Source organism: Pseudomonas sp. B40(2017) (assembly GCF_002112855.1).
Taxonomy (GTDB): Bacteria; Pseudomonadota; Gammaproteobacteria; order Pseudomonadales; family Pseudomonadaceae; genus Aquipseudomonas; species Aquipseudomonas pharyngis.
The window spans coordinates 32,737-58,817 of the sequence record NZ_NEIT01000004.1 but is presented as its reverse complement, the minus strand read 5'-3'; the positions used below and the strand labels follow the sequence as shown (position 1 = coordinate 58,817).

The following is a 26,081-nucleotide window of genomic DNA, read 5'->3' as shown; positions in this document are numbered from 1 at the left end:
GTAACCTGTTGTAACTGGTAGGGAGCGGATTCCTGCGGCATCATGGGCAAATTTTGCACGGCAGCCCAAAGGAAGCCCCATGAATCTGCCTCCCCGTCAGCAGCAAATCCTCGAGCTGGTCCGCGAACGCGGCTATGTGAGCATCGAGGAAATGGCCACGCTGTTCGTTGTTACCCCGCAAACCATCCGCCGCGATATCAATCAACTGGCGGAAGCCAATCTGCTGCGTCGCTACCACGGCGGCGCCGCCTATGATTCCAGCGTCGAAAATACCGCCTACGCGATGCGCGCCGATCAGATGCGCGATGAAAAGCAACGCATCGGCGAAGCCATCGCCGCACAGATTCCCGATCACGCCTCGCTGTTCATCAATATCGGCACGACGACCGAATCGATTGCCCGCGCCCTGCTCAATCACAGCCACCTGAAGATCATCACCAACAACCTGCACGTCGCTTCGATGCTCAGCGCCAAGGATGATTTCGATGTGCTGCTGACCGGCGGCAACGTGCGTCGCGACGGCGGCGTGGTGGGTCAGGCGAGCGTGGACTTCATCAACCAGTTCAAGGTCGACTTTGCGCTGGTGGGCATCAGCGGTATCGACGAAGACGGCAGCCTGCTCGACTTCGATTACCAGGAAGTGCGGGTGTCCCAGGCGATCATCGCCAATGCCCGGCAGGTGATCCTAGCGGCGGACTCCAGCAAGTTCGGGCGTAACGCGATGATCCGCCTCGGCCCGATCAGCCTGATCGATTGCCTGGTCACCGATCAGCAACCGGTGCCGGCCCTGGCGCAACTGCTGAGCCAGCACAAGATTCGTCTGGAAGTCGTTTAACCCTCTCCCGCATAACTCCCTCCCGGCGAACTCTCGTTCCCACGCTCTGCGTGGGAACGATCAGTCACGCCCTGATCCGCGCCCTGACGCGCATTTCATGTTCGAATATTTTCCTTTTTCGGCCCTTCGATGAGTTTTTTCAATCGAAGTCGACTGGCTGCGCGCGTCTTTATGGGCTACCATTTTCGCAAATGAACATTCATGTTCGATTTCCAAGACAGAAAATCAAAAGAGCCCGAGGCCAGCCGATGTCCACATCTACCTTGCGTACGCCCCCTATCTCCGAGATCTACGACATCGCCGTCATCGGCGGCGGGATCAATGGCGTGGGGATCGCAGCGGATGCCGCCGGTCGCGGTCTTTCGGTGTTCCTTTGCGAAAAGGACGACCTGGCCAGCCACACCTCATCGGCCAGCAGCAAGCTGATCCACGGTGGCCTGCGCTACCTCGAACATTACGAATTCCGTCTGGTGCGCGAAGCCCTGGCCGAACGTGAGGTGCTGCTGGCCAAGGCCCCGCACATCGTCAAGCCAATGCGTTTCGTGCTGCCGCACCGCCCGCACCTGCGTCCGGCGTGGATGATCCGCGCGGGCCTGTTCCTTTATGACCACCTCGGCAAGCGCGAAAAACTGGCGGGCTCGAAAAGCCTGAAGTTCGGCGCCGACAGCGCACTGAAAAGCGAAATCAGCAAAGGCTTCGAATACTCCGACTGCTGGGTCGACGACGCCCGCCTCGTGGTTCTCAACGCCATGGCCGCCCGTGAAAAAGGCGCGCACATTCACACCCAGACCCGCTGCGTCAGCGCCCGCCGCGCCAAGGGCCTGTGGCACCTGAACCTGGAACGCGCCGACGGCAGCCTGTTTTCGATCACCGCCAAGGCATTGGTGAATGCCGCTGGCCCGTGGGTCGCGAAGTTCATCCGTGACGACCTGAAGATGGAATCGCCGTACGGCATCCGCCTGATCCAGGGCAGCCACATCATCGTGCCGAAACTGTACGAAGGCGATCACGCGCACATCCTGCAAAACGAAGATCAGCGCATCGTTTTCACCATTCCGTACCTGAACAATCTGACCCTGATCGGCACCACCGACCGCGAGTACACCGGCGATCCGGCCAAAGTGGCGATCACCGACGGCGAAACCGATTACCTGCTCAAAGTGGTCAACGCCCACTTCAAGAAGCAGATCAGCCGTGACGACATCCTGCACACCTACTCGGGCGTGCGTCCGCTGTGCAACGACGAATCCGACAACCCTTCGGCCGTGACCCGCGACTACACCCTGGCGCTGTCCGGCAGTACCGAAGAAGCGCCGCTGCTGTCGGTGTTCGGCGGCAAGCTGACCACCTACCGCAAGCTCGCCGAGTCGGCGATGGCGCAGTTGATGCCGTTCTTCACCCAAATGCGCCCGAGCTGGACCGCCACCGCTACCCTGCCCGGCGGCGAAGACATGACCACGCCACAGGCCCTGAGCGCGCAGATCCGCGACAAGTTCGACTGGGTACCGACCGAAATTGCCCGTCGCTGGGCCACTACCTACGGCAGCCGCACCTGGCGCATGCTTGAAGGCGTCGACACTCTGGCCGACATGGGCGAACACATCGGCGGCGGGCTTTACACCCGTGAAGTCGACTACCTGTGCACCGAAGAATGGGCCACCACCGCACATGACATTCTTTGGCGTCGCAGCAAACTGGGCCTGTTCACCACGGCGGCGGAGCAAGAGCGACTGGCGGCGTACCTGAACAAGGTCGAGCAGAACCGCAGCAAGATCGAAGCGGCCTGACCCGCTCGTCGTTGAACAAAAAGCCCCTGAATCGAAAGATTCAGGGGCTTTTTGCATTCAGGCTGAGAAAGGATGCGCTGAGGACGTTCGGTTTTCCGAACGCGACCTGACGGTCAATTCGGTTAACCGGATCAGATCCACGGAAAAACACCATCACAAAACTTTAATAACGTTATAAATCAATGAATTAACCTGTATCGACTGGTCTGGCACGACTCATGCTCTACACTCCTTCGACGAATGCCTGTTGCGCCAACACAACAGGAGCCGTCAGGCATTCGAAGCTCAAAAGGGCCCGCTCAACCGGCTCCATAAAAAAAACAATGTCGAGGAAAATTTGATGCGCATCGTTCCCCATATCCTGGGCGCAGCCATTGCTGCCGCTCTGATCAGCACACCAGTTTTCGCTGCCGAACTCACCGGCACCCTTAAGAAGATCAAAGAGTCCGGCGTCATCACCCTGGGCCACCGTGACGCTTCCATCCCTTTCTCCTACATCGCTGACGCTTCCGGCAAGCCGGTCGGCTACTCCCACGATATCCAGCTGGCCATCGTCGAAGCGATCAAGAAAGACCTCGACCTGCCAAACCTGCAGGTCAAATACAACCTCGTCACCTCGCAAACCCGTATCCCGCTGGTGCAGAACGGCACCGTGGACGTCGAGTGCGGCTCCACCACCAACAACGTCGAGCGTCAGCAACAGGTCGACTTCTCCGTCGGCATCTTCGAAATCGGTACCCGTCTGCTGTCCAAGGCTGACTCCAAGTACAAGGATTTCGACGATCTGAAAGGCAAGAACGTCGTGACCACCGCCGGCACCACTTCCGAGCGCATCCTCAAGGCGATGAACGCTGACAAGCAGATGGGCATGAACGTGATCTCCGCCAAGGACCACGGTGAATCCTTCCAGATGCTGGAATCGGGTCGTGCCGTTGCGTTCATGATGGACGACGCCCTGCTGGCCGGCGAAGCCGCCAAGGCCAAGAAAGCCTCCGACTGGGCCGTGACCGGCACGCCACAGTCGTACGAAATCTATGGCTGCATGATGCGCAAGGGCGACGAGCCGTTCAAAAAGGCTGTCGACGACGCAATCAAGGCGACCTACGCCTCGGGTGAGATCAACAAGATCTACGAAAAATGGTTCATGCAGCCGATTCCGCCAAAAGGCCTGAACCTGAACTTCCCGATGAGCGACGAGCTCAAGGCCCTGATCGCCAATCCGACCGACAAAGCGGCTGACGACAAGAAATCCTGATTTCTGACTAACCTTATCCCCTGAGGAGGCGCCTGCCTTTTCAGGGGATGGTCACTCCCTGCTGGCACTTATTGGAAACACTCGAACCGGTGGCTGTCGAGCCGATCGCGTGTGCCTGATTTTCACAATCAGGGCGGGAACGGAGCTTCCCCAGGCGGGCACTTGTACATCGATCGAATCGAGGGGAGACCCTAATGAATTACAACTGGGACTGGGGCGTGTTCTTCAAGTCCACCGGCGTGGGCAGCGAGACCTATCTCGACTGGTTCATTTCCGGTCTGGGCTGGACCATCGCCATCGCCATCGTCGCCTGGATCATCGCCCTGCTGCTCGGCTCGCTGCTGGGCATCATGCGCACCGTGCCGAACCGCATCGTGTCGGGCATCGCGACCTGCTACGTCGAACTGTTCCGTAACGTGCCGCTGCTGGTTCAGCTGTTCATCTGGTACTTCCTGGTGCCCGATCTGCTGCCGCCGGATCTGCAGGAGTGGTACAAGCAGGACCTGAACCCGACCACCTCGGCCTACCTGAGCGTTGTCGTGTGCCTGGGCCTGTTCACCGCCGCCCGGGTCTGCGAACAGGTTCGCACCGGTATCCAGGCACTGCCACGGGGCCAGGAATCCGCCGCCCGCGCCATGGGTTTCAAGCTGCCGCAGATCTACTGGAACGTGCTGCTGCCCCAGGCCTACCGGATCATCATTCCGCCGCTTACCTCGGAATTTTTGAACGTGTTCAAGAACTCCTCCGTGGCGTCCCTGATCGGTCTGATGGAGCTGCTGGCGCAAACCAAACAGACCGCCGAATTCTCGGCCAACCTGTTTGAAGCCTTCACCCTGGCGACCCTGATCTACTTCACCCTCAACATGAGCCTGATGCTGCTGATGCGCATGGTCGAGAAGAAAGTCGCCGTGCCCGGCCTGATCTCCGTGGGGGGTAAATAATGGAATTCGATTTCAGTGGCATCGTTCCGGCCATTCCCGGCCTGTGGAACGGCATGCTGATGACCCTCAAGCTGATGGCGCTGGGCGTGGTCGGCGGGATCATCCTCGGCACCATCCTCGCGCTGATGCGCCTGTCCCACAGCAAACTGCTGTCGAGCATCGCCGGTGCGTACGTCAACTATTTCCGTTCGATCCCGCTGCTGCTGGTGATCACCTGGTTCTATCTGGCAGTGCCGTTCGTGCTGCGCTGGATCACCGGCGAAGACACCCCGATCGGCGCGTTCACCTCGTGCATCGTGGCGTTCATGATGTTCGAAGCGGCGTACTTCTGCGAAATCGTCCGGGCCGGCGTGCAGTCGATCCCGAAAGGCCAGATGGGCGCGGCGCAGGCACTGGGCATGACCTACGGCCAGATGATGCGCCTGATCATCCTGCCTCAGGCGTTCCGCAAGATGACCCCGCTGCTGCTGCAGCAGAGCATCATCCTGTTCCAGGACACCTCGCTGGTCTACACCGTGGGCCTGGTGGACTTCCTCAACGCCTCGCGCGCCAGTGGCGACATCATTGGCCGCTCGAATGAGTTCCTGATCTTCGCAGGTCTCGTGTACTTCACCATCAGCTTTGCCGCCTCGGTGCTGGTCAAGCGTCTGCAAAAAAGGTTCGCCGTATGATCTCTATCAAGAACATCAACAAGTGGTATGGGGACTTCCAGGTGCTGACCGATTGCAGCACCGAGGTCAAAAAGGGTGAAGTGATCGTGGTCTGCGGCCCGTCCGGTTCGGGCAAGTCGACCCTGATCAAGTGCGTCAACGCACTGGAGCCGTTCCAGAAAGGCGACATCGTGGTCGACGGCACATCGATTGCCGATCCGAAGACCAACCTGCCGAAGCTGCGTTCGCGCGTCGGTATGGTGTTCCAGCATTTCGAACTGTTTCCGCACCTGACCATCACCGAAAACCTGACCATCGCGCAGATCAAGGTGCTGGGCCGCAGCAAGGAAGAGGCGACCAAGAAAGGACTGCAACTGCTCGAGCGCGTCGGCCTGTCGGCTCACGCCCACAAGCATCCGGGGCAACTGTCCGGTGGTCAGCAACAGCGCGTGGCGATTGCCCGTGCGCTGGCGATGGACCCGATCGTCATGCTGTTCGACGAACCGACCTCGGCGCTGGACCCGGAAATGGTCAACGAAGTGCTCGACGTGATGGTGCAGCTGGCCCACGAAGGCATGACCATGATGTGCGTGACCCACGAAATGGGCTTCGCACGCAAAGTGGCCGACCGCGTGATCTTCATGGACGCCGGCAAGATCATCGAAGACTGCAAGAAAGAAGAGTTCTTTGGCGACATCAGCCAACGCTCCGAACGCGCGCAGCATTTCCTCGAGAAAATCCTGCAGCACTAAGCAATACCTTCGCCGAAGCAACTCCAATCCCTTGTGGGAGCGAGCCTGCTCGCGATGAGGCCATTACAGTCAACATTGATGTTGAATGTCAGTCCGCCATCGCGAGCAGGCTCGCTCCCACAAGGGGCCGGCGATAGCCCTCAAGCAAGTGTTGTGGTTGACCCAAGGCAACTGTGATGAAATGCGACCCCACTCTCTATCGCGCCACGCCGCCATCACTTGCCGTGAAACCCCGTCTGATCCGCCACCTGTTCCTGCCGCCGCTGGTCATCGCTCTGATGATCGGACTGGGTTACATCGGCTTCTGGACCAGCGAACATTTCGGCATCCGCAGCCTCGGCGAAAACGGCCAGCGCCAGCTGGAACTGCACGCCCGCGCGGTCGAAAGCGAGATCAGCAAATACACCTACCTGCCCAGCCTGCTGGAGCTCGAATCGAGCGTTTCGCAGCTGCTGGACGACCCGACCCCGGAACACCGGCAAACGGTCAACGATTACCTTGAAGGCCTGAACCGGCGCAGCCGCAGTCGGGCCATCTACGTCATGGACACCACCGGCCGGGTCATGGCCACCAGCAACTGGCGTGACGTCGACAGCTACCTCGGTGAAGACCTGTCGTTCCGCGCCTACTTTCAGAACGCCATCCGCGGCCAGCCCGGACGTTTCTACGGGATCGGCAGCACCAACGGCGAGCCCGGTTATTACCTGGCCCACGGCCTCGAAGAACACGGCAAGATCATCGGCGTCGCGGTGGTCAAGGTGCGCCTGGAAGCCATGGAAGAACGCTGGCAGCGGGCGCGCCTCGAAGCATTCGTCAGTGATGAAAACGGCATCATCATTCTGTCCAGCGATCCGGCCCGGCGCCTCAAATCGGTCATACCGCTGAGCGACGAGACCAAGGAAAAACTCGCCCGCAGCCTGCAGTACTACTGGTTCCCGCTGAACGAACTGCAACCGCTGGCCCGGGAAACCCTGTCCGAAGGCGTGGAAAAACTCACCTTCCCGGCCAACAGCGAAGTGCCGAGCCAACAGGATGGCGATGAAGAAAGCATCAGCTACCTGGCGCAAACCCGACCGTTGAGCGATACCCCGTGGAATTTCACCCTGCTCACGCCGTTGCAGGATCTGCGGCGCGAGGCAATCAATCAGGGGATTCTGGTGGCCGTGGCGTTTGCCCTGGTGGCGTTCCTGCTGATCGCCTGGAACGAACGGCGCAAGGTCATCGCCACCCGCCTCGCCGCTCGCGAAGCCTTGCAGGAAGCCAACAATCAACTGGAGCGTCGGATTACCGAACGCACCGCCGACCTGCGCGCCAGCAACGACCGGCTCAAGAGCCAGATCCGCGAACGGCGTCAGGCCGAAGAAACTTTGCGCCGCGCCCAGGACGAACTGGTGCAGGCCGGCAAACTCGCGGCCATCGGCCAGATGTCCACCAGCATCGCCCACGAACTGAACCAGCCGCTGGCGGCGATGCGCACGCTGTCGGGCAACACCATTCGCTTCCTTGAGCGCGGCCAGCTCGATGTCGCCAGCACCAACCTCAAGACCATCAACGACCTGATCGACCGCATGGGCCGGATCACCGCCAGCCTGCGCTCCTTCGCCCGACGCGGCGACGACAAAGGCCGCGCCAGCCTCGGCAAAGCGGTGGATGCCGCGCTGCAAGTACTCGGTGCTCGCGTCGAAAGTGCCTCGCTGCAACTGCATCGCCAGTTCGACGATGTGCAGGTGCAGATCGACCAGACGCGTCTGGAGCAGATTCTGGTCAACCTGATCGGCAACGCCCTCGACGCCATGCAGGCGCAACCGCTGCCGGAACTGTGGCTGGAGGGCGAAGAATTCAACGGCAAATATCGCCTGCGCGTGCGCGACAACGGCCACGGCATCGACGCGGAAGCGCGCAAGCATCTGTTCGAACCGTTCTTCACCACCAAGCCCGGCGAACAGGGTCTGGGCCTCGGCTTGACCCTGTCGGCCAGTCTGGCGGCCGCCACCGGCGGGCATCTGGGCGTCGAACACCCGGCCAGCGGTGGTACCACTTTCGTCCTCAGTTTACCGTTGGTAAGCCCTACTCCTGCCGAGCCAATATGAACAACGACCTCAGTGTATTGATCGTCGAAGACGACCCCCATGTCCTGCTCGGCTGCCAGCAGGCGCTGACGCTGGAAGACATTCCCTGCATCGGCGTCGGCAGTGCCGAAGAAGCGCTGGAGCAGGTCGGTGACAATTTCGCCGGGATCGTCATCAGCGACATTCGCCTGCCGGGCATCGACGGCCTGGAGCTGCTGACCCGGCTCAAGCAACGCGACCGCAGCCTGCCGGTGGTGCTGATCACCGGCCACGGCGATATTTCCATGGCGGTCGGCGCGATGCAGAAAGGCGCCTACGACTTCATGGAAAAACCGTTCTCCCCCGAGCGTCTGGTCGATGTGGCCCGCCGTGCCCTGGAGCAACGCAGCCTGAATCGCGAAGTCTCGTCCCTGCGTCGGCAACTGGCCGAACGTGATTCACTGGAAGGACGGATCATCGGGCGTTCGCCGGCCATGCAGAACCTGCGCGAACTGATCGCCAACGTCGCCGACACCTCGGCTAATGTGCTGATCGAAGGCGAAACCGGTACCGGCAAGGAACTGGTCGCCCGTTGCCTGCATGATTTCAGCCGCCGTCACAGCAAACAGTTCGTTGCGCTGAACTGTGGCGGGCTGCCGGAAAACCTGTTCGAAAGCGAAATTTTCGGCCACGAAGCCAACGCCTTCACCGGCGCCGGCAAACGGCGGATCGGCAAGATCGAACACGCCGACGGCGGCACGCTGTTCCTCGATGAAGTGGAAAGCATGCCGCTGCCGTTGCAGATCAAACTGCTGCGGGTGTTGCAGGAACGCACCCTCGAACGCCTCGGCTCGAACCAGAGCGTGGCGGTGGATTGCCGGGTGATTGCGGCCACCAAGTCCGACCTCGACGAATCAAGCAAGGCCGGGGAATTTCGCAGCGACTTGTACTACCGCCTCAACGTGGTAACGCTGGAACTGCCGCCCCTGCGCGAGCGCCGCGAAGACATCCTGCAACTGTTCGAACACTTCACCCAGCAATCGGCCCTGCGTTTCGACCGGGCGCTGCCGGAGCTGGACAACCAGACCCTGTCGAACCTGATGAGCCACGACTGGCCGGGCAACGTACGGGAACTGCGCAACGTCGCCGAGCGTTTTGCCCTCGGTTTGCCGGCGTTCAAGAAAACCGGCGCGGGTAGCGCGGGACAGGGTCTGGCATTCGCCGAAGCAGTGGAAGCGTTCGAGCGCAACCTGCTCAGCGACGCCCTGCAACGCAGCGGCGGCAACCTGACCCAGGCCAGCCTGGAACTGGGAATGGCCAAGACCACGCTGTTCGACAAAGTGAAGAAATACGGCCTGAGCCATTAAGCGAGAACGAAGTGGATCTGATTTTCAAGGCAATGCTCGGCGCGGCCGTGGTGGTGATCCTCGCCATGCTGGCCAAGACCAAAAACTACTACATCGCAGGGCTGGTGCCGCTGTTCCCGACCTTCGCCCTGATCGCCCACTACATCGTCGGCAAGGGCCGTTCGATAGACGACCTGAAGACCACCATCGTCTTCGGCATGTGGTCGATCATTCCGTACTTCGTGTATCTGGCGACGCTGTACGTGATGGTCGACCGCATGCGTCTCGAAGCTTCACTGGCGGTGGCGGCGGTGGCGTGGCTGATGGCGGCGACGGTGCTGGTGTCGGTGTGGGTGCGGCTGCACGCCTGAGTCAGAGCAGGTTGTGTTCCGCCACCGGTTCGATCTGCGCCCAGTGCGACGTGTCTTCGCGATGCTCGCGCAAATACGGTAACACCGCCGCCAGCAACGGTTCCTTGAACGCTTCCTGAAAGCGGTGCGCCAGCCCCGGAATCAGCCGCAGCTGACTGCCGCGAATGTGCGCCGCCAGGTGCACGCCGTGCATCACCGGCAGCAACGGATCCGCCGTGCCATGCACCACCAGCGTCGGCACCCGCAACTGGTTGAGCAACGCCACCCGGCTCGGCTCGGCAAGGATCGCCATGATCTGGCGCTTCACGCCTTCGGGATTGAACGCCCGGTCATAGGACAGCGCCGCCTGATGCAGCAAGGCCTGCCGGTCATCGCTGACCGAAGGGCTGCCCAGTGCGGCCAGCAGATCGGCCTGTTGCTCCAGCGCAATCTGGCGATTGGGCGCGCCGCGCCGTGACAACAACTGCACCAGCGCCGCGCTCGGCGCCGGCAGCCCTTCGGCACCGGAGCTGGTCATGATCAGCGTCAGACTTTCGACCCGTTGCGGCGCCATCGCCGCTAGGTGCTGGGCGATCATCCCGCCCATGCTCGCGCCGAGCACGTGGAATTGCTCGACGTGCAAGGCGTCCATCAGGCCCAGCGCATCGTCGGCCATGTCGGTCAGGCTGTAAGGCGCCGCCACCGGCAGGCCGAGTTTGTAGCGCAGCACTTCAAAGGTCAGGTTGGCGTCGGCCGGCGCCTGGCGCCAGGTCGACAGACCGACATCGCGGTTGTCATAACGGATCACCCGAAAGCCTTGCTGACACAGCGCGACCACCACCTCATCCGGCCAGTGGATCAACTGCCCGCCCAGGCCCATCACCAGTAACAGCGCCGGATCCGACGCACGACCGATGCTCTGGTACGCCAGGCTTACCTGCTCCAGATCGACTCGTTCGGTCGCTACATTGACGTCGCAACGCGACGCCGCGTAGGACGCCGGAACGCAAAAAACCGCGGCCAACAACGCCGCGATTGCAAAAAATCCCTTGAACATGAAAAACACCGAAACGCAGAACCCCAGTAGAGCGCGAGTCTGATGAAGTTTGTTCAAGCGCGCTGCCACAGTTCGATGACAGTTTGATGAAGAGTGCCGAGCGGTCGACACGCTTCATTCGGTGTTGCCGTTACGCCAACTGACTGCGCAACTGCCGAGCCGCCGCGACCATGTTGACCAATGCGGCTTCGGTCTCCGGCCAGGCGCGAGTCTTCAGGCCGCAATCGGGGTTGACCCATAGCCGCTGCGCCGGGATGCGCTTCACGGCTTTGCTCATCAGTTTCACCATCTCGGCGGTGTCCGGCACGCGCGGCGAGTGGATGTCGTAGACGCCCGGGCCGATGTCGTTCGGGTATTCGAACGCTTCGAAGGCCTCGAGCAACTCCATGTCCGAACGCGAGGTTTCGATGGTGATCACATCGGCGTCCATGTCGGCGATCGCCTTGATCACGTCGTTGAATTCGCTGTAGCACATGTGGGTGTGGATCTGGGTTTCATCCTTCACGCCCGAGGCGGTCAGGCGGAACGCTTGCACCGCCCAGTCGAGGTATTCCCGCCATTGTTCACGGCGCAGCGGCAGGCCTTCGCGGAACGCCGCTTCGTCGATCTGCACGATCCTGATTCCGGCGTTTTCCAGATCCACTACTTCGTCACGCAGGGCCAGCGCCAGTTGTTGCGCCTGGACTTTGCGCGACACGTCTTCGCGGGGGAACGACCACATCAGCATGGTCACGGGACCGGTCAGCATGCCTTTCATCACCTTGTCCGTCAGGCTCTGGGCGTAGCTGATCCAGTCAACGGTCATGGCGTTCGGACGGCTGAGGTCGCCATAAATCACCGCCGGTTTCACGCAGCGGGAACCGTAGCTCTGGACCCAGCCGAAACGGGTGAACAGATAACCGTCGAGCTGTTCGGCGAAGTACTCGACCATGTCGTTGCGCTCGGCTTCACCGTGCACCAGTACATCCAGGCCCAGACGTTCCTGCACCTGCACCGCGTGGCGGATTTCGCTGCGCATGGCATCGTGGTAGTCGTTGGCCGACAGCTTGCCCTGCTTGAATGCCTGACGGGCCAGGCGAATCGAGCCGGTCTGCGGGAACGAACCGATGGTGGTGGTCGGGAACATCGGCAATTTCAGACGCGCCTGTTGCGCGGCGATGCGTTTGGCGAACGGCGAATGCCGCTGGCTGTCGCTGGCATTGATCGCCTCGATCCGCGCTTGCACGTCGGCCTTGTGAATACGCGGCGAGCGGGCGCGGCTCTCTTGAATCGCGCGGCTTGCGGCCAGTGCGTTTTGCACGTTCGGCGCTTGCGGGTCGTTCAGCGCATCACGCAACACCGAGATTTCGCTGCACTTCTGCACGGCGAATGCCAGCCAGCTTTTCAGTTCCGGATCGAGCTTGTCTTCACGCTCGACATCCACCGGGCTGTGCAGTAACGAGCAGGAACTGCTGACCCACAGGTTGTCGCCAAAGCGCTCCTGCGCCGGTTGCAGTTGCGCCAGCGCCTGCTCCAGTTCGCAGCGCCAGACGTTGCGCCCGTTGACCAGGCCGACCGAGAGAATCTTGTAGGTCGGCAGACGATCGAGCACCTGACCGAGCTGATCCGGTGCCCGCACAGCGTCGATGTGCAGACCTTGCACCGGCAGGCCGACGGCCAAACCGAGGTTGTCTTGCAAACCACTGAAATAGGTCGCCACCAGTTTCTTCAGCGGCGAATACTGAAGGATGTGATAGGCGCGTTCGAAGGCGCTTTTCCAGGCTTGCGGCAGATCGAGGGTGAGGATCGGCTCGTCGATCTGCACCCACTCCACGCCCTGGGTGGCGAGGCGGCCGAGGATTTCGTTGTACACCGGCAGCAGGCGCTCAAGCAGATCGAGCTTGTCGAAATCGTTGCCTTTCGCCTTGCCCAGCCACAGATAAGTCAGCGGGCCGATGATCACCGGTTTGACGTGGTGACCGAGGGCTTTGGCTTCTTCGACTTCATCGAACAGCTGTTCCCAGCTCAGCTTGAATGGCTGGTCAGCGTTGAATTCCGGGACCAGGTAGTGGTAGTTGGTGTCGAACCACTTGGTCAACTCTTGGGCGTATTGAGTCTTGCCGTGCTCGCCGCCGCAGCAGGAAGACGTGGCGCCACGGGCCATGGCAAACAAGGTGTCGAGGGTCGGCAGACCCCGTTCGTCACGCACACCGTCGAAGCGCTCGGGGATCACACCGAAGGTCAGCGAGTGGGTCAGCACCTGGTCGTACCAGGCGAAGTCGCCGACCGGCAGCAGGTCGATGCCGGCGTCCTTCTGCAATTGCCAGTGCCTGGCGCGCAGCTCGCGGCCGACCTGATTCAGAGCGGCCTGATCGAGATCGCCTTTCCAGTAGGCTTCGAGGGCTTTTTTTAGTTCGCGGTCGGCGCCGATGCGCGGGAAACCCAGGGTGTGTGCCACGGCCATGTCGAGTGTTCTCCATTGCGTAAAAGATGGCGCCATTGTCGACAGCCAGAGCAACATGAGACAAACTCAACCTTTTCGTGTTGATCACAAATTTTCCTCATGGAGCCTGCGGTGCTTGAGATCCGTCACCTGAAAACCCTGCATGCCCTGCGCGAAGCTGACAGCCTGGTCGATGCGGCCGACCGCCTGCACCTGACCCAGTCGGCGCTGTCCCACCAGTTCAAGGAGCTGGAAGAGCGCATGGGCATGCCGTTGTTCGTGCGCAAGACCAAACCGGTGCGCTTCACCAGCGCCGGCCTGCGCCTGCTGCAACTGGCCGACGCGACCCTGCCGCTGCTGCGCGCCGCCGAACGTGATATCGGGCGTCTGGCAGGTGGCACCGCCGGGCGACTGCACATGGCCATCGAATGCCACAGCTGCTTCCAGTGGCTGATGCCGACCATCGACCAGTTCCGCGATGCCTGGCCGGAAGTCGAACTCGACCTCGCTTCGGGTTTCTCCTTCGCACCGCTGCCGGCGCTGGCCCGGGGTGATCTGGATCTGGTGGTGACGTCCGATCCGCTGGAAATCGCCGGCATCACCTACGTGCCGCTGTTCACCTACGAGGCGATGTTGGCGGTCGCCAACCAGCACGCACTGGCAAGCAAACCGTACATCGTTCCCGAAGACCTGCTGACCGAAACCCTGATCACTTATCCGGTGGAACGTGACCGCCTCGATATCTTCACCCGCTTCCTCGAACCGGCCGACATCGAGCCGGCGCAGGTGCGCACCTCGGAACTGACGGTGATGATGATGCAGCTGGTGGCCAGCGGCCGTGGCGTGTGCGGCATGCCGCACTGGGCGCTGCATGAATACAGCTCGCGCGGTTACGTGAAGGGCAAGCGGCTGGGCGAGAAAGGTCTGTTTGCGACGCTGTACGCGGCGATCCGCGCCGACATGCTCGACGCGCCGTACATGCGCGACTTCCTGCTGACGGCCAAGGACACCTCGTTCTCGACCCTGGATGGGGTCAGCGCGGTTCGTTGAGACTGGCGGTTGGCACGAAAGGCTGGGACCACATGTGGATCTTGTCGAAGTAGTCCTCGCCGACCCGCACCGCCATCGGCTCGAGGCCGAACTGGACGAAGCCGCAGCGCTGGTACAGATGAAACGCTGCGTCATTGCCGGCGGTGACGGTCAATTGAATGACTTTCAGCGCCGGATGCTGCTGCGCTTCCCCCAGCACCGCCTCCATCAATTTCAGCCCCAGCCCGCGCTGACGAAACTCGGCCGACACATACATGCCGAACACCGTTGCCTTGTGCCGGGCCTTCTCCCGAGGCTCGAACGCCAGGCCGACGATCCCCACCAGGCGGCCCTCTTCAAACGCGCCAAACACTGCGTCGAGCTTGCTGGTCAGGCGTGATTCCCACCAGCTCAGCGGCATCACTGCGCGCTCGCGCACACTGGAGGTAAACGCCTGCGGATGCCGGTCATACGCCTCCAGCATCAATTCGCGATAGGCCAGCGCATGACTGGCGTCCAGCCGTTCGATCCACATGTTCAGGCGGCCTTGCGCTGTTCAAGCATCAGCCGCACGGCCAGACCGCTCAGCACAAACCCCATGAAATAACGCTGCGTCGCCAGCCAGGTCGGGTTATTGACGAACCACGACGCGATGCCCGCCGCGAACAGCGCGATCAACAGGTTGACGCTGAAACTGACGCTGATCTGGGTCAGGCCGAGGATGATGCTCTGGGTGAACACCGAGCCGTGCTCGGGGGTGATGAACTGCGGGAATACCGAGAGGTAAAACACCGCGATTTTCGGGTTCAAGGCACTGGTGAGAAAGCCCATGGTGACCAGTTTGCGCGAAGAATCCGCCGGCAACTGTTGCGCCTCGAACGGCGAGCGGGCGCCGGGCTTCACCGCCTGCCAGGCCAGCCACAACAGGTACAGCGCGCCGGCCCACTTCAACACTTCATAGGCCATCGGCACGGCGAGAAACACCGCGGTCAAACCGGCGGCCGCCGCGAACAGGTGCACGAAGAATCCCGCCACCACGCCGAGCAGCGAGGTCACCCCGGCGCGACGTCCCTGGCAGATCGACCGCGAGATCAGGTAGATCATGTTCGGCCCCGGCGTCAGTACCATCAGCAGGGCGGCGGCGGCGAAAATCAACAGGTCTTGAAGCGGGATCATGACGAAGTCCTTTGCACGAATGATCAGGCGATCGCGGTCAGCGAGGCTCGATAAAACGGCAGGATCAGGTCACGTGTCAATGGGGCGAGAACCACATCGCCGTCGGTGGCCGGGTCGATCCAGATCACCTCTTCGATCTCGGCGGCCGGAGACACCCTGGCGTCGATGGTCAGCTGAAAGATCTCGGCCTGCACGACGAATCCCGGCTCGTTGGCGGCGGGTGCCGAGAACTGGCCGAGAAAGCTCGCCTGCGCCGGATCGATCACCAGTCCCAGTTCTTCCTCCAGCTCACGGGCCAGCGCATGCACCGGCAGTTCATGGGCTTCGATCTTGCCGCCCGGCTGCATGAACGCCGTGGTATTGCGCTTGCGCACCAGCAGGGTCTGGCCGTCGGGACCGATCAGCAGCGCGGCGGCGATACGGATGATGCGGGGGGAAACTGCGGATACAGAAGTCATGGGTCAGCCACCGGCCTTGAGAAAAGCCGCAAGGATCCCATGCCGGCCGCGCCAGCGTCATCCACCCTGGGCCGCGAGCGTCGTCTCAGGCTCTTGCGGCACCTTCACGAATACCTTGTATTTGCCGCCCTCCATGGCCTCGAAACTGATCAGTTTTTCAACCAGCGGAGCGCTCAGCACTTTGCCGGCGTTGAGCAGCAACATGCCGTTGTCGGCATTGAGGTTGCGCGCCAGGATCATCCCCGCCGCCAGCTCCCGGGTGCCCATAACCTTGACGTCCGGATCGGCCAGGGTGATGTCGCTGACCATTGCGCAGACCTTGATGAAATCCTCGATCAGCTCGGGATCGTAGAGTTTGCCGGCGTACTGGCGCAGGTACAGCAAGGCTTCATCGCTGTTCATCTGCCGTTCGAGAATCAACCCGCGCTGCAATTCGACGAAATCCACCGCCAGTTTCAACAGCCGCGAGCCCAAGGGAATGGCCTCGCCCTTGAGCCGGTCGGGAAACCCGCTGCCGTCCCAGTGCTCCTGATGGTGCAGGATCAGCCGCGCGGCATCCTTCATCGGGTCCAGGGTCATCAACAGCGATTCGCTCTGTTTCGGATAAGCCCGATAGCGGTCGCGCTCGGTGCTGTGCAGCAGGTCCGACGGCGTGGTCATCATGCTGTCGGTCCAGCTCAGCTTGCCGATATTGTAGAGCGCGGCGGCCATGGTCAGGTCGCGGCTGGCGGCTTCGTCCAGACGGTGCATCTTGCAGTAGCCGCGTACCAGCTCGATGATCTGCCGATTGGTCTGCTTCGCCGGCGGCAGGCGCAGGTTGGCCAGCAACGAGAACATTTCGGTGCCTGTCAGGAAACTGCGCTTGAGCTCCTCGTAGGCGAGGTCGAGCATGTCGGCGGTCTGCTGCAGTTCGGCGGTACGGGCGGCGACGTGTTTTTCCAGGGTGCTGTTGAGCAATTTCAATTGTTCGTTTTGCACTCGCGTCAGTTTTTCCAGACGTTCGCGTTCGCGTGCCAGATGCTGATGCTCGAGGGCCTGACGCAAGGTCAGCAGCATTTCCTCGTCGTTCCAGGGTTTGCTGATGTAACGGTGGATCTGCCCTTCGTTGATGGCCTTGATGATCGCCGAAGGATCGGCGTAGCCGGTGAGCATGATCCGCGCAGTCGCCGGATACCGCTCATGAACAAGAGCCAGCAGCGTGGCCCCATCCATGTTGGGCATGCGCGCGTCGCTCATCACCAGATTCACCGGTTGCTGCTCGAGTATTTCCAGCGCCTGGGCACCGCTGGTGGCCAGCAAGACGTCATAAGGCTGGCCGCGCAGCAGACGGCGCAGGCTGTTGAGGATCGGTTCCTCGTCATCGACCAGCAGCACTTTGGGCCGGGGCGGCGAAATCGGGGCGGACGGCTCTTCCATGGCGAAGCCTCGTGAAAAACGTTGGACATGACTGACGCGCCGGCAGACCTCCCCTGCTTACCCGCGCTTGAATCACAGGCTAGATGATTTTCGCCGGGGCCGTGTAAATCCTCTGTTACACCGCGACAGGCGAAGTTGCGCCCCTGCAACTATGCTCAAGTCGCTGGACGACACCATCGGCCTGCGCGCAGGCATTTGATGAGGGGAAAGGGATGCTCCCGATGACGAATGTGCGTGAACACACGGGTATTGCGTCGTGAGTGCGCAACCCGGACACACCAACCGCCGCGTGCTCATCGTCGACGATACCGCGTCGATCCATGACGATTTCGCCAAGATCCTCAAACCGGCCACGGCTGAAGCCGACAGCCTGGATGAAACGGAAAGCCTGCTGTTCGGCGATGCGTCCTCCGCCCCCGTCGCACCGAAAGACCGTTTCGAACTGGACTCGGCCTATCAGGGCCGCGAAGCGCTGGACAAAGTCGAAGCCGCACTCGCCGCCGGGCGCCCGTACGCCATGGCCTTCATCGACATGCGCATGCCGCCGGGCTGGGATGGCCTGGAAACCATCGAGCGGCTGTGGCAGGTCGATCCCAAGCTGCAGGTGGCCCTGTGCACCGCCTACTCCGATTACTCGTGGGAAGACATCGACCGGCGGCTGGCCCTGACCGATCGCCTGCTGATCCTGAAAAAACCCTTCGACGCGATCGAAATCCGGCAGATGGCCAGCGCCCTGACGGTCAAGTGGCAAATGACCGAAGACGCCGCCATGAAGATGAACCTGCTGGAGCAGGCAGTTCAGGAGCGTACCCGGGAACTGTCCGACGCCAACATCATCGTGCAGAACAGTCCGACCATCCTCTACCGGTTGCGCGGTGAACCGTCGTTTCCGCTGATGTACATCTCCCACAACATCACCCGCTACGGCCATGTCGCGGCTGATCTGGTGGGTTCGGCCAACTGGGCGCAGACGCTGATTCACCCGGACGATCAGCTCAGTGTCGATACCGCCATGGGCCGGGTGCTCGATCGGCATGCCGAAGGCGCCTCCATCGAGTTTCGCCTGCGTACCGGCGCGGGCGACTGGCGCTGGGTGGAAAACCGCTACATCCCGGTGCGCGATCACGACGGCCGCCTGCTGGAAGTCGAGGGGATCATTCTTGACATCACCGAACGCCGGCTGGCCGAAGAAAAGATGAACCTGCTGGCCCGCACCGACGGACTCACCGGACTGGCCAATCGCGCCACGCTGATCGAGCGTCTGCATCAGGCCTTCGCCGCCGCGCGTCGGGGAGCGGCACCTTTTGCGGTGTTTTACCTGGATCTGGATCACTTCAAGCGGATCAACGACACCCTCGGCCATCCGGTCGGCGATCTGTTGTTGCAGGCAGTGGCGCAACGGATCAAATCGAATGTGCGGGAAAACGACGTGGTCGCACGTCTGGGCGGAGACGAGTTCGCGATCCTGCAACTGGACGTCAGCGACCCGACCCAGTCTGCTGCCATCGCGACCAAGATCCGCGATGCGCTTCTGGAGCCCTACCAACTGGCAGGCAATGCCTTGCGCATTTCCGTCAGTATCGGCATCTGCCTGTACCGCGCCAACAGTCTGGATGCCGACAGTCTGCTGGCCGGCGCCGACATGGCGCTGTACCGCGCCAAGGAAACGGGCCGTAATCAGTACCAGTTCCATTCCGAGCAAATCACTCGCGAAGTCGCCGAGCGCATGGCCCTGGCCGAGGAATTGATGACCGCCCTGACTCAGGGAGGACTGAAGCTCGACTACACGCCGGAAGTGGACATGCACAGCGGCAAGATTCTCGGCATGACCGCGCAGGTCAAATGGCAACATCCCCGGCTTGGTCTGCTGCCAGCGTCGGCCTTCGTACCGGCAGCGGAAAAGACCGGTGCAATCATCCCGCTCGGTCGCTGGATACTGGATCACGCCTGCTGGCAGATGCGCCAGTGGCAAAACGAGGGAGTGGCGCCTCCAGTGATGGCGATCAGGATTTCCCTGGCGCAACTCAAGAGCGGCCCGGAACTCATCTATGACGTGCTGCGCACCACCGCCCGCTGGGAACTGGCACCGTGGGATCTGCGTTTCGATGTCACCGAAGCGACCCTGGCCCAGACCAAATGGACCCACAACGATGTGCTGCCGCGCCTCAGTGAGCTTGGGGTAAAGATCGCCATCGACGATTTCGGCACCGAGTACTCATCGTTCGATTACCTGAAAACCTACCGGGTCAATCACCTCAAACTCGCCCAATCCCTGATCGACAGTGCAGCCCAGGATGAAGGCAGCGCCAATACCCTGCGAGCGATCGTCAATTTCGCCCGGGATCTGGCGATCGACATCAGCGCCGAAGGCGTCCAGCCCACAGATCGGGATGACGCCCTCACCTCTTCGGCCCCGCTGAAAAACGTGCAAGGCCTTTGCTTCAGGGAAGCTGTCAGCCCCGAGCAAGCAGCCCGCCTGCTGAAGGACGGAAACGCGACTGCCCCGCTGCCCAGGGAGGATGAGGGATGAAAACACCTTTTCCCCAGACCAACCGGCGCATATTGATCGTCGACGATACCCCGGCGATCCATGATGACTTTCGCAAGATACTGAACCCGGACACCAGCGGTGCAGCAGACCTGGATACGCTCGAGCAAACGCTGTTCGGCACCCGGCAATCATCGCACCTGACGTTCCAGCTCGACTCCGCCTATCAGGGGCAGGAAGCGCTGAAACTGGTGCAGCATGCGGTGGAAGAAGGCCGGCCTTATGCCCTCGCGTTCACCGACATGCGCATGCCGCCCGGTTGGGACGGCCTGGAAACCATCGAAAAACTGTGGGCGGTCGATCCGAATCTGCAAATCGCCTTGTGCACCGCCTATTCCGACTACAGCTGGGAGGCCATGGCCGAACGACTGGAATTCGGCGATCAGTTGCTGATCCTGAAAAAGCCGTTCGACACCCTGGAAATCCGCCAGATGGCCAATGCCCTGACCTGGAAATGGCAGTTGGCCCAGGACGCGGCGCTGAAGATGCTCAGTCTCGAGCAGACCATCGAAGCGCGGGTGCATGAGTTGCTCAAGGTGTCGCACCTGCTGCAATACGACAGTCTCACCGGCCTGCCCAACAGCACCTTGCTCGGTGACCGTTTGACTCAATCGCTGGCCGCTTGCCGCCGCCATGACAAACAACTGGTGGTGATGTTTCTCGGGCTGGATCGCTTCAAGCGCATCAACAATGCCCTGGGCCACCCAGCGGGCGACGAGATGCTCAAACGGGTCGGCCAGCAATTGCTCGCCTGCGTGCGCGAATCGGATTCGGTTTTTCGTTATGGCTCCGACGAATTCGTGGTGATGCTCAGCGACATCAATCACCCGCAGCAGTCGCGCAGCATCGCCGAGAAACTACTGAGCGCTATCCGCACACCACAGACAATCGTCGGGCATGACGTGAGCGTCACGGCCAGTCTGGGCATCAGCCTCTACCCCGATGACGGGCTCGAGGCCATCGAGCTGATCAAGAAAGCTGAAACGGCCATGCGCAGCGCCAAGGAAAACGGACCGAACGAAATCGGCTTCTTCATCGAAGCCATGAACCAGCGCGCCCGGGAACAGCAAAGCATCGAGTCGGGCATTCGCCAGGCCCTGCAACGCCAGGAATTCGTCCTGCATTACCAACCGAAAATCGAGCTGGCCAGCGGCCGAGTAGTCGGTGCCGAGGCACTGGTGCGCTGGCAGAAACCGGGGCATGGCTGGGTCTATCCCTCGGAGTTCATCCCGGTGGCCGAAGACAGCGGCCTGATCGTGCCGCTGAGCAAATGGGTGCTGGCCGAGGCCTGCCGGCAGACCCGCGACTGGCAACAAGCGGGGTTGCCGCCGATTCGCATGTCGGTCAACACCTCGGCCATCGACTTTCGTCAGCGCCATTTCGTCGAGGGCATCGAGCAGGTACTGGCACAGACCGGGCTCGATCCCCGTCTGCTGGAACTGGAGATCACCGAAGGTGTGCTGATGCAGAACGTCGACGCAACGATGAACGCGCTGGGCAGGCTGAAGGCGCTGGGGGTTTGGCTGGCCATCGATGACTTCGGCACCGGTTATTCCAGCTTGAGCTATCTGCGCCGTTTTCCCATCGATGTGCTGAAAATCGATCAATCGTTCATTCGCGGCCTGAGCCATGACAGCGGTGATGCCGCCCTGGTCGGCGCGATCATCAGCCTGGGCAAGAGCCTGAACCTCAACGTCATTGCCGAAGGTGTGGAAACCGCGCATCAGTTGGCATTTCTAAAAGCTCATCACTGCGAGGAAGGCCAGGGCTTCTATTTCAGCAAGGCCTTGCCGGCAGAGGCCTTCGCCCGTTTGCTGGAGTCTGCTCAACCTGGCACGTGGGGTGTTTCATGAATCGCCCGGGGTCGTTGGTTCTACTGCTCGGTCTGTGCGCAAATGCCATCGCCGCACCGCTGGACGAGCCGCTGAAACCCTTGCCGCCAAAGCCGCACCTGGATGCCAGGCGGGTCGAGCTCGGGCGCCAGTTGTTCCATGACCCGCGATTGTCGATCAATAACACGCTGTCCTGCGCCAGCTGCCATCAACTGGATAAAAGCGGCGCCGACACCCGCGCCTTCTCCAACGGCTTCGATGGGCAACCGGTGGCGGTCAACACACCAACCGTATTCAACGCCAGCCTCAATTTCCGCCAGTTCTGGGATGGCCGCGTCGAAACCCTGGAAGAACAAAGCAACGTCGTGATCACCAGCCCCCACGAAATGGGCAGCGACTGGAACACCGTCGTGCAACGGATCGCTGACGACGCAGCCTATGGTCAGAGCTTTCGTGCCGCCTACCCCGATGCCGTGAGCCGGGCCAATATCCAGAATGCGCTGGCCACCTATGAGCGCACGCTGCTGACCCCCGACTCCCGTTTCGATCAGTACCTGCTGGGCAATACCGATATCCTGACCCTCGAAGAAAAATACGGCTATCAGCGTTTCAAGGAGTACGGCTGCATTGCCTGCCATCAGGGCGTCAACATTGGCGGCAACATGTTCCAGAAATTTGGCGTGTTCGGCGACTACATCGCCGATCGCGGTAACCCGACGGTGGCCGACCAGGGCCGTTTCAACGTGACCGGCGACGAAGCCGACCGCGCCGTGTTCAAGGTGCCGAGCCTGCGTAATGTCGCGCTGACCGCACCGTACTTCCATGACGGCTCGGCGCCCACCCTCGAACGGGCCGTGGACGTGATGTTCCAGTATCAGTTGGGGCGCATGCCGAGCGAAGAAGACAAGACCCTGATCATCCTGTTTCTCAAGACCCTGACCGGCCATCCGGAGGGCCAGCCATGATGAAGGTTTCACGCCGTGTCAGCCTGATGTTGATCGGGCTCGTCGCCGTGCTGCTGGCCTCGATCCTGGTGTTTCTCTACCTCAAGTCCAGCACCGAGCAGACGACGGCCTACACCGAGTCCCGGGACCTGATCCGCCAGATCAAGCAGCAGGACTCGCTGTGGGAAAACGAAATCCTCAAGGCGCGGGTGGCGATCTCCCACAATTACGACCCGCTGGTCTCGCCGATGAGCGAGATGAACCGCCTGTGGGAACGCTTCGACACCATGGAGTCCGGCCACGGGCGCAACGACTCGACACAATGGGACGAAGCCCACGAGAGTTTTCTCAAGGCGATGCAGGAAAAGACCCGGCTGGTGGAGCAGTTCAAGTCGCACAACGCCTTGCTGCGCAACTCTCTGGCGTTCCTGCCGACCGCCGAAGATGACATTCAGGCACAACTGGCCGGCCTGTCCGATCTCGACAAGATTCAGGTGCAGAACATCGCCACCGATACCTATGACCTGCTGCTCAGCGCACTGGAGTTCTCTCAGGTCACCTCCGACGACAAGGCCGCCGATATCGTCCTGGGCCTGAACAAACTGGCGGTGAACGCGCAACGCCTGCCCCAGGACTTTCAAGCCCCGATCAGGATCCTGAGCAATCACATCAGCCTGATCCTGCGCGAGCAGCCGATCGTCAACCGCTTGCTCGAGGAGATTGAGGCGGTTCCGGTGGCCGAGCGCCTGGACAACATCACCAACATGCTCAACCGGGATCAGCAGCGGGTCGAAAAAATCGACAGGAAATATCACTTCTATCTGCTGCTGTTCTCGGTCCTGCTGATGCTGTCGCTGCTGTGGCTGGCCATCCGTCTGATCCGCAGTTTCGCCGAGATCAACCGGGTCAACGCAGCCCTGCAAACCGCCAACGATGTGCTGGAGCAACGGGTCGACGAGCGCACCCGGGAGCTCAAGAACGCCCAGAGCGAACTGCTCGACGCCGCACGCCAGGCCGGCATGGCCGAGATCGCGACCAACGTGCTGCACAACGTCGGCAACGTGCTCAACAGCGTGAACATTTCCTCCGACCTGATCGCGCGCAAGTTACGCAACAGCAAGACCCTGGGGCTGGGCAAGGCCATGCAGCTGATCAACGAACACCCCGACGACCTCGGCCAGTTCCTCAGCGAAGACCCCAAGGGCAAATTGCTGCCCGGTTATCTCAATCAACTGGTCGTTGCCATCGCCCAGGAACAGCAGGAAATGGTCGACGAACTGAACCAGATGAACAAAAGTGTCGATCACATCAAGGACATCGTCGCCACCCAGCAATCCTATGCCGGGGCCAGCAGCCTGACCGAGCCGCTGTACATCAGCGAACTGCTCGAAGACGCCCTGCGCATGAACGCCGGAGCCCTGACCCGGCACCACGTCACAGTGGTCAAGGACTACGCCGAAGTGCCGCAGGTGATGGGTGACAAACACCGTTTGCTGCTGATCCTGATCAACCTGATCAGCAACGCCAAATACGCGATGTCCGACCTCAGCAACCGCCCGCGTACCATCACCCTGGGCGTAAAAATCGTCGACGGGAACTATCTGGAAATCAGCGTCAAGGACGATGGCGAAGGTATCGCCCCGGAAAACATGACGCGGATCTTTGCCCACGGTTTCACCACCCGCAAAGAGGGCCACGGCTTCGGCCTGCACAGTTGCGCCCTGGCGGCCATCGAGATGAACGGCCACCTCACGGCCCACAGCGACGGACCTGGCCAGGGCGCCCTGTTCACCTTGCAGATTCCGCTGATCGCGGTAACGGAGAACGCATGAGCGAATTGTCGAACCGCCGCATTCTGCTGATCGATGACATGCCGTCGATCCACGAAGACTTTCGCAAGATCCTCGCCCCGGCTTCAGCGCAGTCGGCAGAGATGGACGAAATGGAAGCCGCGCTGTTCGGCGAAACCGCCAGACCCCGGCGAGCGGTTTTCGAACTGGACTCGGCCTACGGAGGGGAAGAAGGCCTGGCCAAACTCAACCTGGCCTTGCAGGAACAATGTCCCTACGCCCTGGCGTTCGTCGACATGCGCATGCCCGACGGCTGGGATGGGGCGCAAACCATCGAAGCGCTGTGGCAGCAGGATCCGCAATTGCAGGTGGTGGTCTGTACCGCCTATTCCGACTATTCCTGGGACGAATTGCTGGATCGTCTGCACGCCCATGACCGGCTGCTGATTCTGAAAAAACCCTTCGACAACATCGAAGTCCAGCAGATGGCCAATACCCTTCTGACCAAATGGCAGATGACCGAGCGCGCGTCGCTGCAAATGCATCACCTGGAACATCTGGTGGATCAGCGTACCGCCCAGTTCAAGCAGGCCAGCGAAGCCTTGCAGCGGGAAATCGACGAACGCAAACAGCTGGAAGGCCAGTTGGTGCAATCGGAGAAGCTCGCTTCGCTGGGGCAACTGGCCGCTGGCGTCGCCCATGAAATCAACAATCCGATCGGTTTCATTTCCTCCAACCTCGGCACGCTCGACGGCTATTTCCAGCAACTGCTGGCCATGCTCGGCGCCTATCACACCGCTGGGCAAACTCTGCCCGCCGAACTGGCTGGGCAGTTGCAGCAATTGCGCGAGGACCTCGAACTGGATTTTCTGCTCGAAGACATTCCGGTGCTGATCAGGGAATCCAAGGAAGGCATCGCTCGGGTCGGCCAGATCGTCAGGGACCTGAAGGATTTCTCCCGGGTCGACAGCCATCAGGAATGGCAGTGGGCCAATCTGCAACAGGGCATCGAATCGACCCTGAACATTGTCGCCAGCGAGCTCAAGTACAAGGCCGATGTGATCAAGGAATATCAGGAGCTGCCGGACATCGAATGCCTGCCCTCGCAAATCAATCAGGTCATCATGAACCTGGTGGTCAACGCGGCGCAGGCAATGGGCCCGGAGCGCGGCACCATCACTCTGCGCACTGGCGTGCAGGGTGAAACAGCGATCATCGAAGTGGCCGACACCGGCTCGGGCATTGCACCCGAGACCCTGCAAAAAATCTTCGACCCGTTCTTCACCACCAAACCGGTCGGCCAGGGGACGGGCCTGGGCCTGTCCCTGTCGTATGGCATTGTAAAAAAACACGGCGGTGACATTTCCGTCAGCAGCAAACCGGGATTCGGTACGACGTTCCGCGTGCAACTGCCGTTGCGCCAAACCCGGCCGGCGGCCTGATGC

General features: G+C 61.2%; 21 protein-coding genes. 15 read left to right on the top strand and 6 right to left on the bottom strand.

What is annotated here, in order from left to right; genetic code table 11:
* Nucleotides 1–79: 79 nt before the first annotated feature.
* The 9 genes from CAF76_RS10955 (at nt 80) to CAF76_RS10915 (ending at nt 9,985) form a co-directional block, all read left to right on the top strand.
* Nucleotides 80–835: a DeoR/GlpR family transcriptional regulator gene (locus tag CAF76_RS10955; RefSeq protein WP_007953179.1), complete on the top strand. Its 756-nt coding sequence runs from the start codon at nt 80–82 to the stop codon at nt 833–835.
* 248 nt (nt 836–1,083) lie between these two features.
* Nucleotides 1,084–2,622, top strand: a complete 1,539-nt coding sequence (gene glpD, locus CAF76_RS10950; RefSeq protein ID WP_064599158.1) for a glycerol-3-phosphate dehydrogenase — start codon at nt 1,084–1,086, stop codon at nt 2,620–2,622.
* A gap of 340 nt (nt 2,623–2,962) precedes the next feature.
* Nucleotides 2,963–3,877, top strand: coding sequence for a glutamate/aspartate ABC transporter substrate-binding protein (locus CAF76_RS10945; RefSeq protein ID WP_011335750.1), 915 nt, complete (start codon nt 2,963–2,965; stop codon nt 3,875–3,877).
* 194 nt (nt 3,878–4,071) lie between these two features.
* Entirely contained in the window at nt 4,072–4,818 is a 747-nt protein-coding gene (locus tag CAF76_RS10940) for an amino acid ABC transporter permease (RefSeq protein ID WP_007953174.1), read from the top strand.
* Nucleotides 4,818–5,489, top strand: coding sequence for an amino acid ABC transporter permease (locus CAF76_RS10935; RefSeq protein ID WP_007953172.1), 672 nt, complete (start codon nt 4,818–4,820; stop codon nt 5,487–5,489). Before CAF76_RS10940 ends, CAF76_RS10935 begins: the two co-directional genes overlap by 1 nt.
* Entirely contained in the window at nt 5,486–6,220 is a 735-nt protein-coding gene (locus CAF76_RS10930; protein WP_007953170.1) for an amino acid ABC transporter ATP-binding protein, read from the top strand. Before CAF76_RS10935 ends, CAF76_RS10930 begins: the two co-directional genes overlap by 4 nt.
* Nucleotides 6,221–6,396: 176 nt before the next feature.
* Nucleotides 6,397–8,310: a sensor histidine kinase gene (locus tag CAF76_RS10925; protein ID WP_085647247.1), complete on the top strand. Its 1,914-nt coding sequence runs from the start codon at nt 6,397–6,399 to the stop codon at nt 8,308–8,310.
* The gene (locus CAF76_RS10920; RefSeq protein WP_085647246.1) at nt 8,307–9,635 is read left to right on the top strand and encodes a sigma-54 dependent transcriptional regulator; all 1,329 of its coding nucleotides are present in this window, start codon (nt 8,307–8,309) and stop codon (nt 9,633–9,635) included. Before CAF76_RS10925 ends, CAF76_RS10920 begins: the two co-directional genes overlap by 4 nt.
* A 20-nt stretch (nt 9,636–9,655) precedes the next feature.
* On the top strand, nt 9,656–9,985 hold the full coding sequence (locus tag CAF76_RS10915) for a GlpM family protein (protein ID WP_162831789.1): 330 nt from the start codon (nt 9,656–9,658) through the stop codon (nt 9,983–9,985).
* 1 nt (nt 9,986) lies between these two features.
* Here CAF76_RS10915 and CAF76_RS10910 read toward each other — a convergent pair whose 3' ends face one another.
* Together CAF76_RS10910 and metE are read right to left on the bottom strand one after the other, a co-directional pair.
* Nucleotides 9,987–11,021: an alpha/beta fold hydrolase gene (locus CAF76_RS10910; protein ID WP_085647245.1), complete on the bottom strand. Its 1,035-nt coding sequence runs from the start codon at nt 11,019–11,021 to the stop codon at nt 9,987–9,989.
* Nucleotides 11,022–11,151: 130 nt separating this feature from the next.
* Nucleotides 11,152–13,464, bottom strand: a complete 2,313-nt coding sequence (gene metE, locus CAF76_RS10905) for a 5-methyltetrahydropteroyltriglutamate--homocysteine S-methyltransferase (RefSeq protein WP_085647244.1) — start codon at nt 13,462–13,464, stop codon at nt 11,152–11,154.
* 111 nt (nt 13,465–13,575) lie between these two features.
* On the opposite strand from metE, the gene metR reads away from it, so the two are divergent.
* Nucleotides 13,576–14,493: a transcriptional regulator MetR gene (gene metR, locus CAF76_RS10900; RefSeq protein ID WP_007953158.1), complete on the top strand. Its 918-nt coding sequence runs from the start codon at nt 13,576–13,578 to the stop codon at nt 14,491–14,493.
* On the opposite strand, the gene CAF76_RS10895 is transcribed toward metR, so the two are convergent.
* Genes CAF76_RS10895 through CAF76_RS10880 form a run of 4 tightly spaced genes read right to left on the bottom strand, consistent with a single transcriptional unit; the run spans nt 14,477 to nt 17,522 of the window.
* Nucleotides 14,477–15,007: a GNAT family N-acetyltransferase gene (locus CAF76_RS10895; protein ID WP_085647243.1), complete on the bottom strand. Its 531-nt coding sequence runs from the start codon at nt 15,005–15,007 to the stop codon at nt 14,477–14,479. The two genes, metR and CAF76_RS10895, sit on opposite strands and share 17 nt — an antisense overlap.
* A 2-nt stretch (nt 15,008–15,009) precedes the next feature.
* Entirely contained in the window at nt 15,010–15,648 is a 639-nt protein-coding gene (locus CAF76_RS10890) for a LysE family translocator (RefSeq protein WP_085647242.1), read from the bottom strand.
* A 23-nt stretch (nt 15,649–15,671) separates the two neighbouring features.
* Nucleotides 15,672–16,106 (bottom strand): NUDIX domain-containing protein, encoded by a 435-nt coding sequence (locus tag CAF76_RS10885; protein WP_085647241.1) that lies wholly within the window; start codon nt 16,104–16,106, stop codon nt 15,672–15,674.
* Nucleotides 16,107–16,163: 57 nt separating this feature from the next.
* Nucleotides 16,164–17,522 (bottom strand): HD domain-containing phosphohydrolase, encoded by a 1,359-nt coding sequence (locus CAF76_RS10880; protein WP_064599172.1) that lies wholly within the window; start codon nt 17,520–17,522, stop codon nt 16,164–16,166.
* A gap of 256 nt (nt 17,523–17,778) precedes the next feature.
* Here CAF76_RS10880 and CAF76_RS10875 point away from each other — a divergent pair, with 256 nt between their 5' ends.
* Genes CAF76_RS10875 through CAF76_RS10855 form a run of 5 tightly spaced genes read left to right on the top strand, consistent with a single transcriptional unit; the run spans nt 17,779 to nt 26,078 of the window.
* Complete coding sequence (locus CAF76_RS10875) at nt 17,779–20,052, top strand: EAL domain-containing protein (RefSeq protein ID WP_085647240.1); 2,274 nt, start codon at nt 17,779–17,781, stop codon at nt 20,050–20,052.
* A complete protein-coding gene (locus CAF76_RS10870) occupies nt 20,049–21,923 on the top strand; it encodes a bifunctional diguanylate cyclase/phosphodiesterase (RefSeq protein ID WP_085647239.1) in 1,875 nt (624 codons plus the stop codon). The genes CAF76_RS10875 and CAF76_RS10870 overlap by 4 nt, the downstream gene beginning before the upstream one ends.
* Nucleotides 21,920–22,867, top strand: a complete 948-nt coding sequence (locus CAF76_RS10865) for a cytochrome-c peroxidase (protein ID WP_085647238.1) — start codon at nt 21,920–21,922, stop codon at nt 22,865–22,867. The genes CAF76_RS10870 and CAF76_RS10865 overlap by 4 nt, the downstream gene beginning before the upstream one ends.
* Entirely contained in the window at nt 22,864–24,678 is a 1,815-nt protein-coding gene (locus tag CAF76_RS10860; RefSeq protein WP_085610889.1) for a DAHL domain-containing protein, read from the top strand. The genes CAF76_RS10865 and CAF76_RS10860 overlap by 4 nt, the downstream gene beginning before the upstream one ends.
* Nucleotides 24,675–26,078: an ATP-binding protein gene (locus CAF76_RS10855; protein WP_085647237.1), complete on the top strand. Its 1,404-nt coding sequence runs from the start codon at nt 24,675–24,677 to the stop codon at nt 26,076–26,078. The genes CAF76_RS10860 and CAF76_RS10855 overlap by 4 nt, the downstream gene beginning before the upstream one ends.
* Nucleotides 26,079–26,081: the final 3 nt, after the last annotated feature.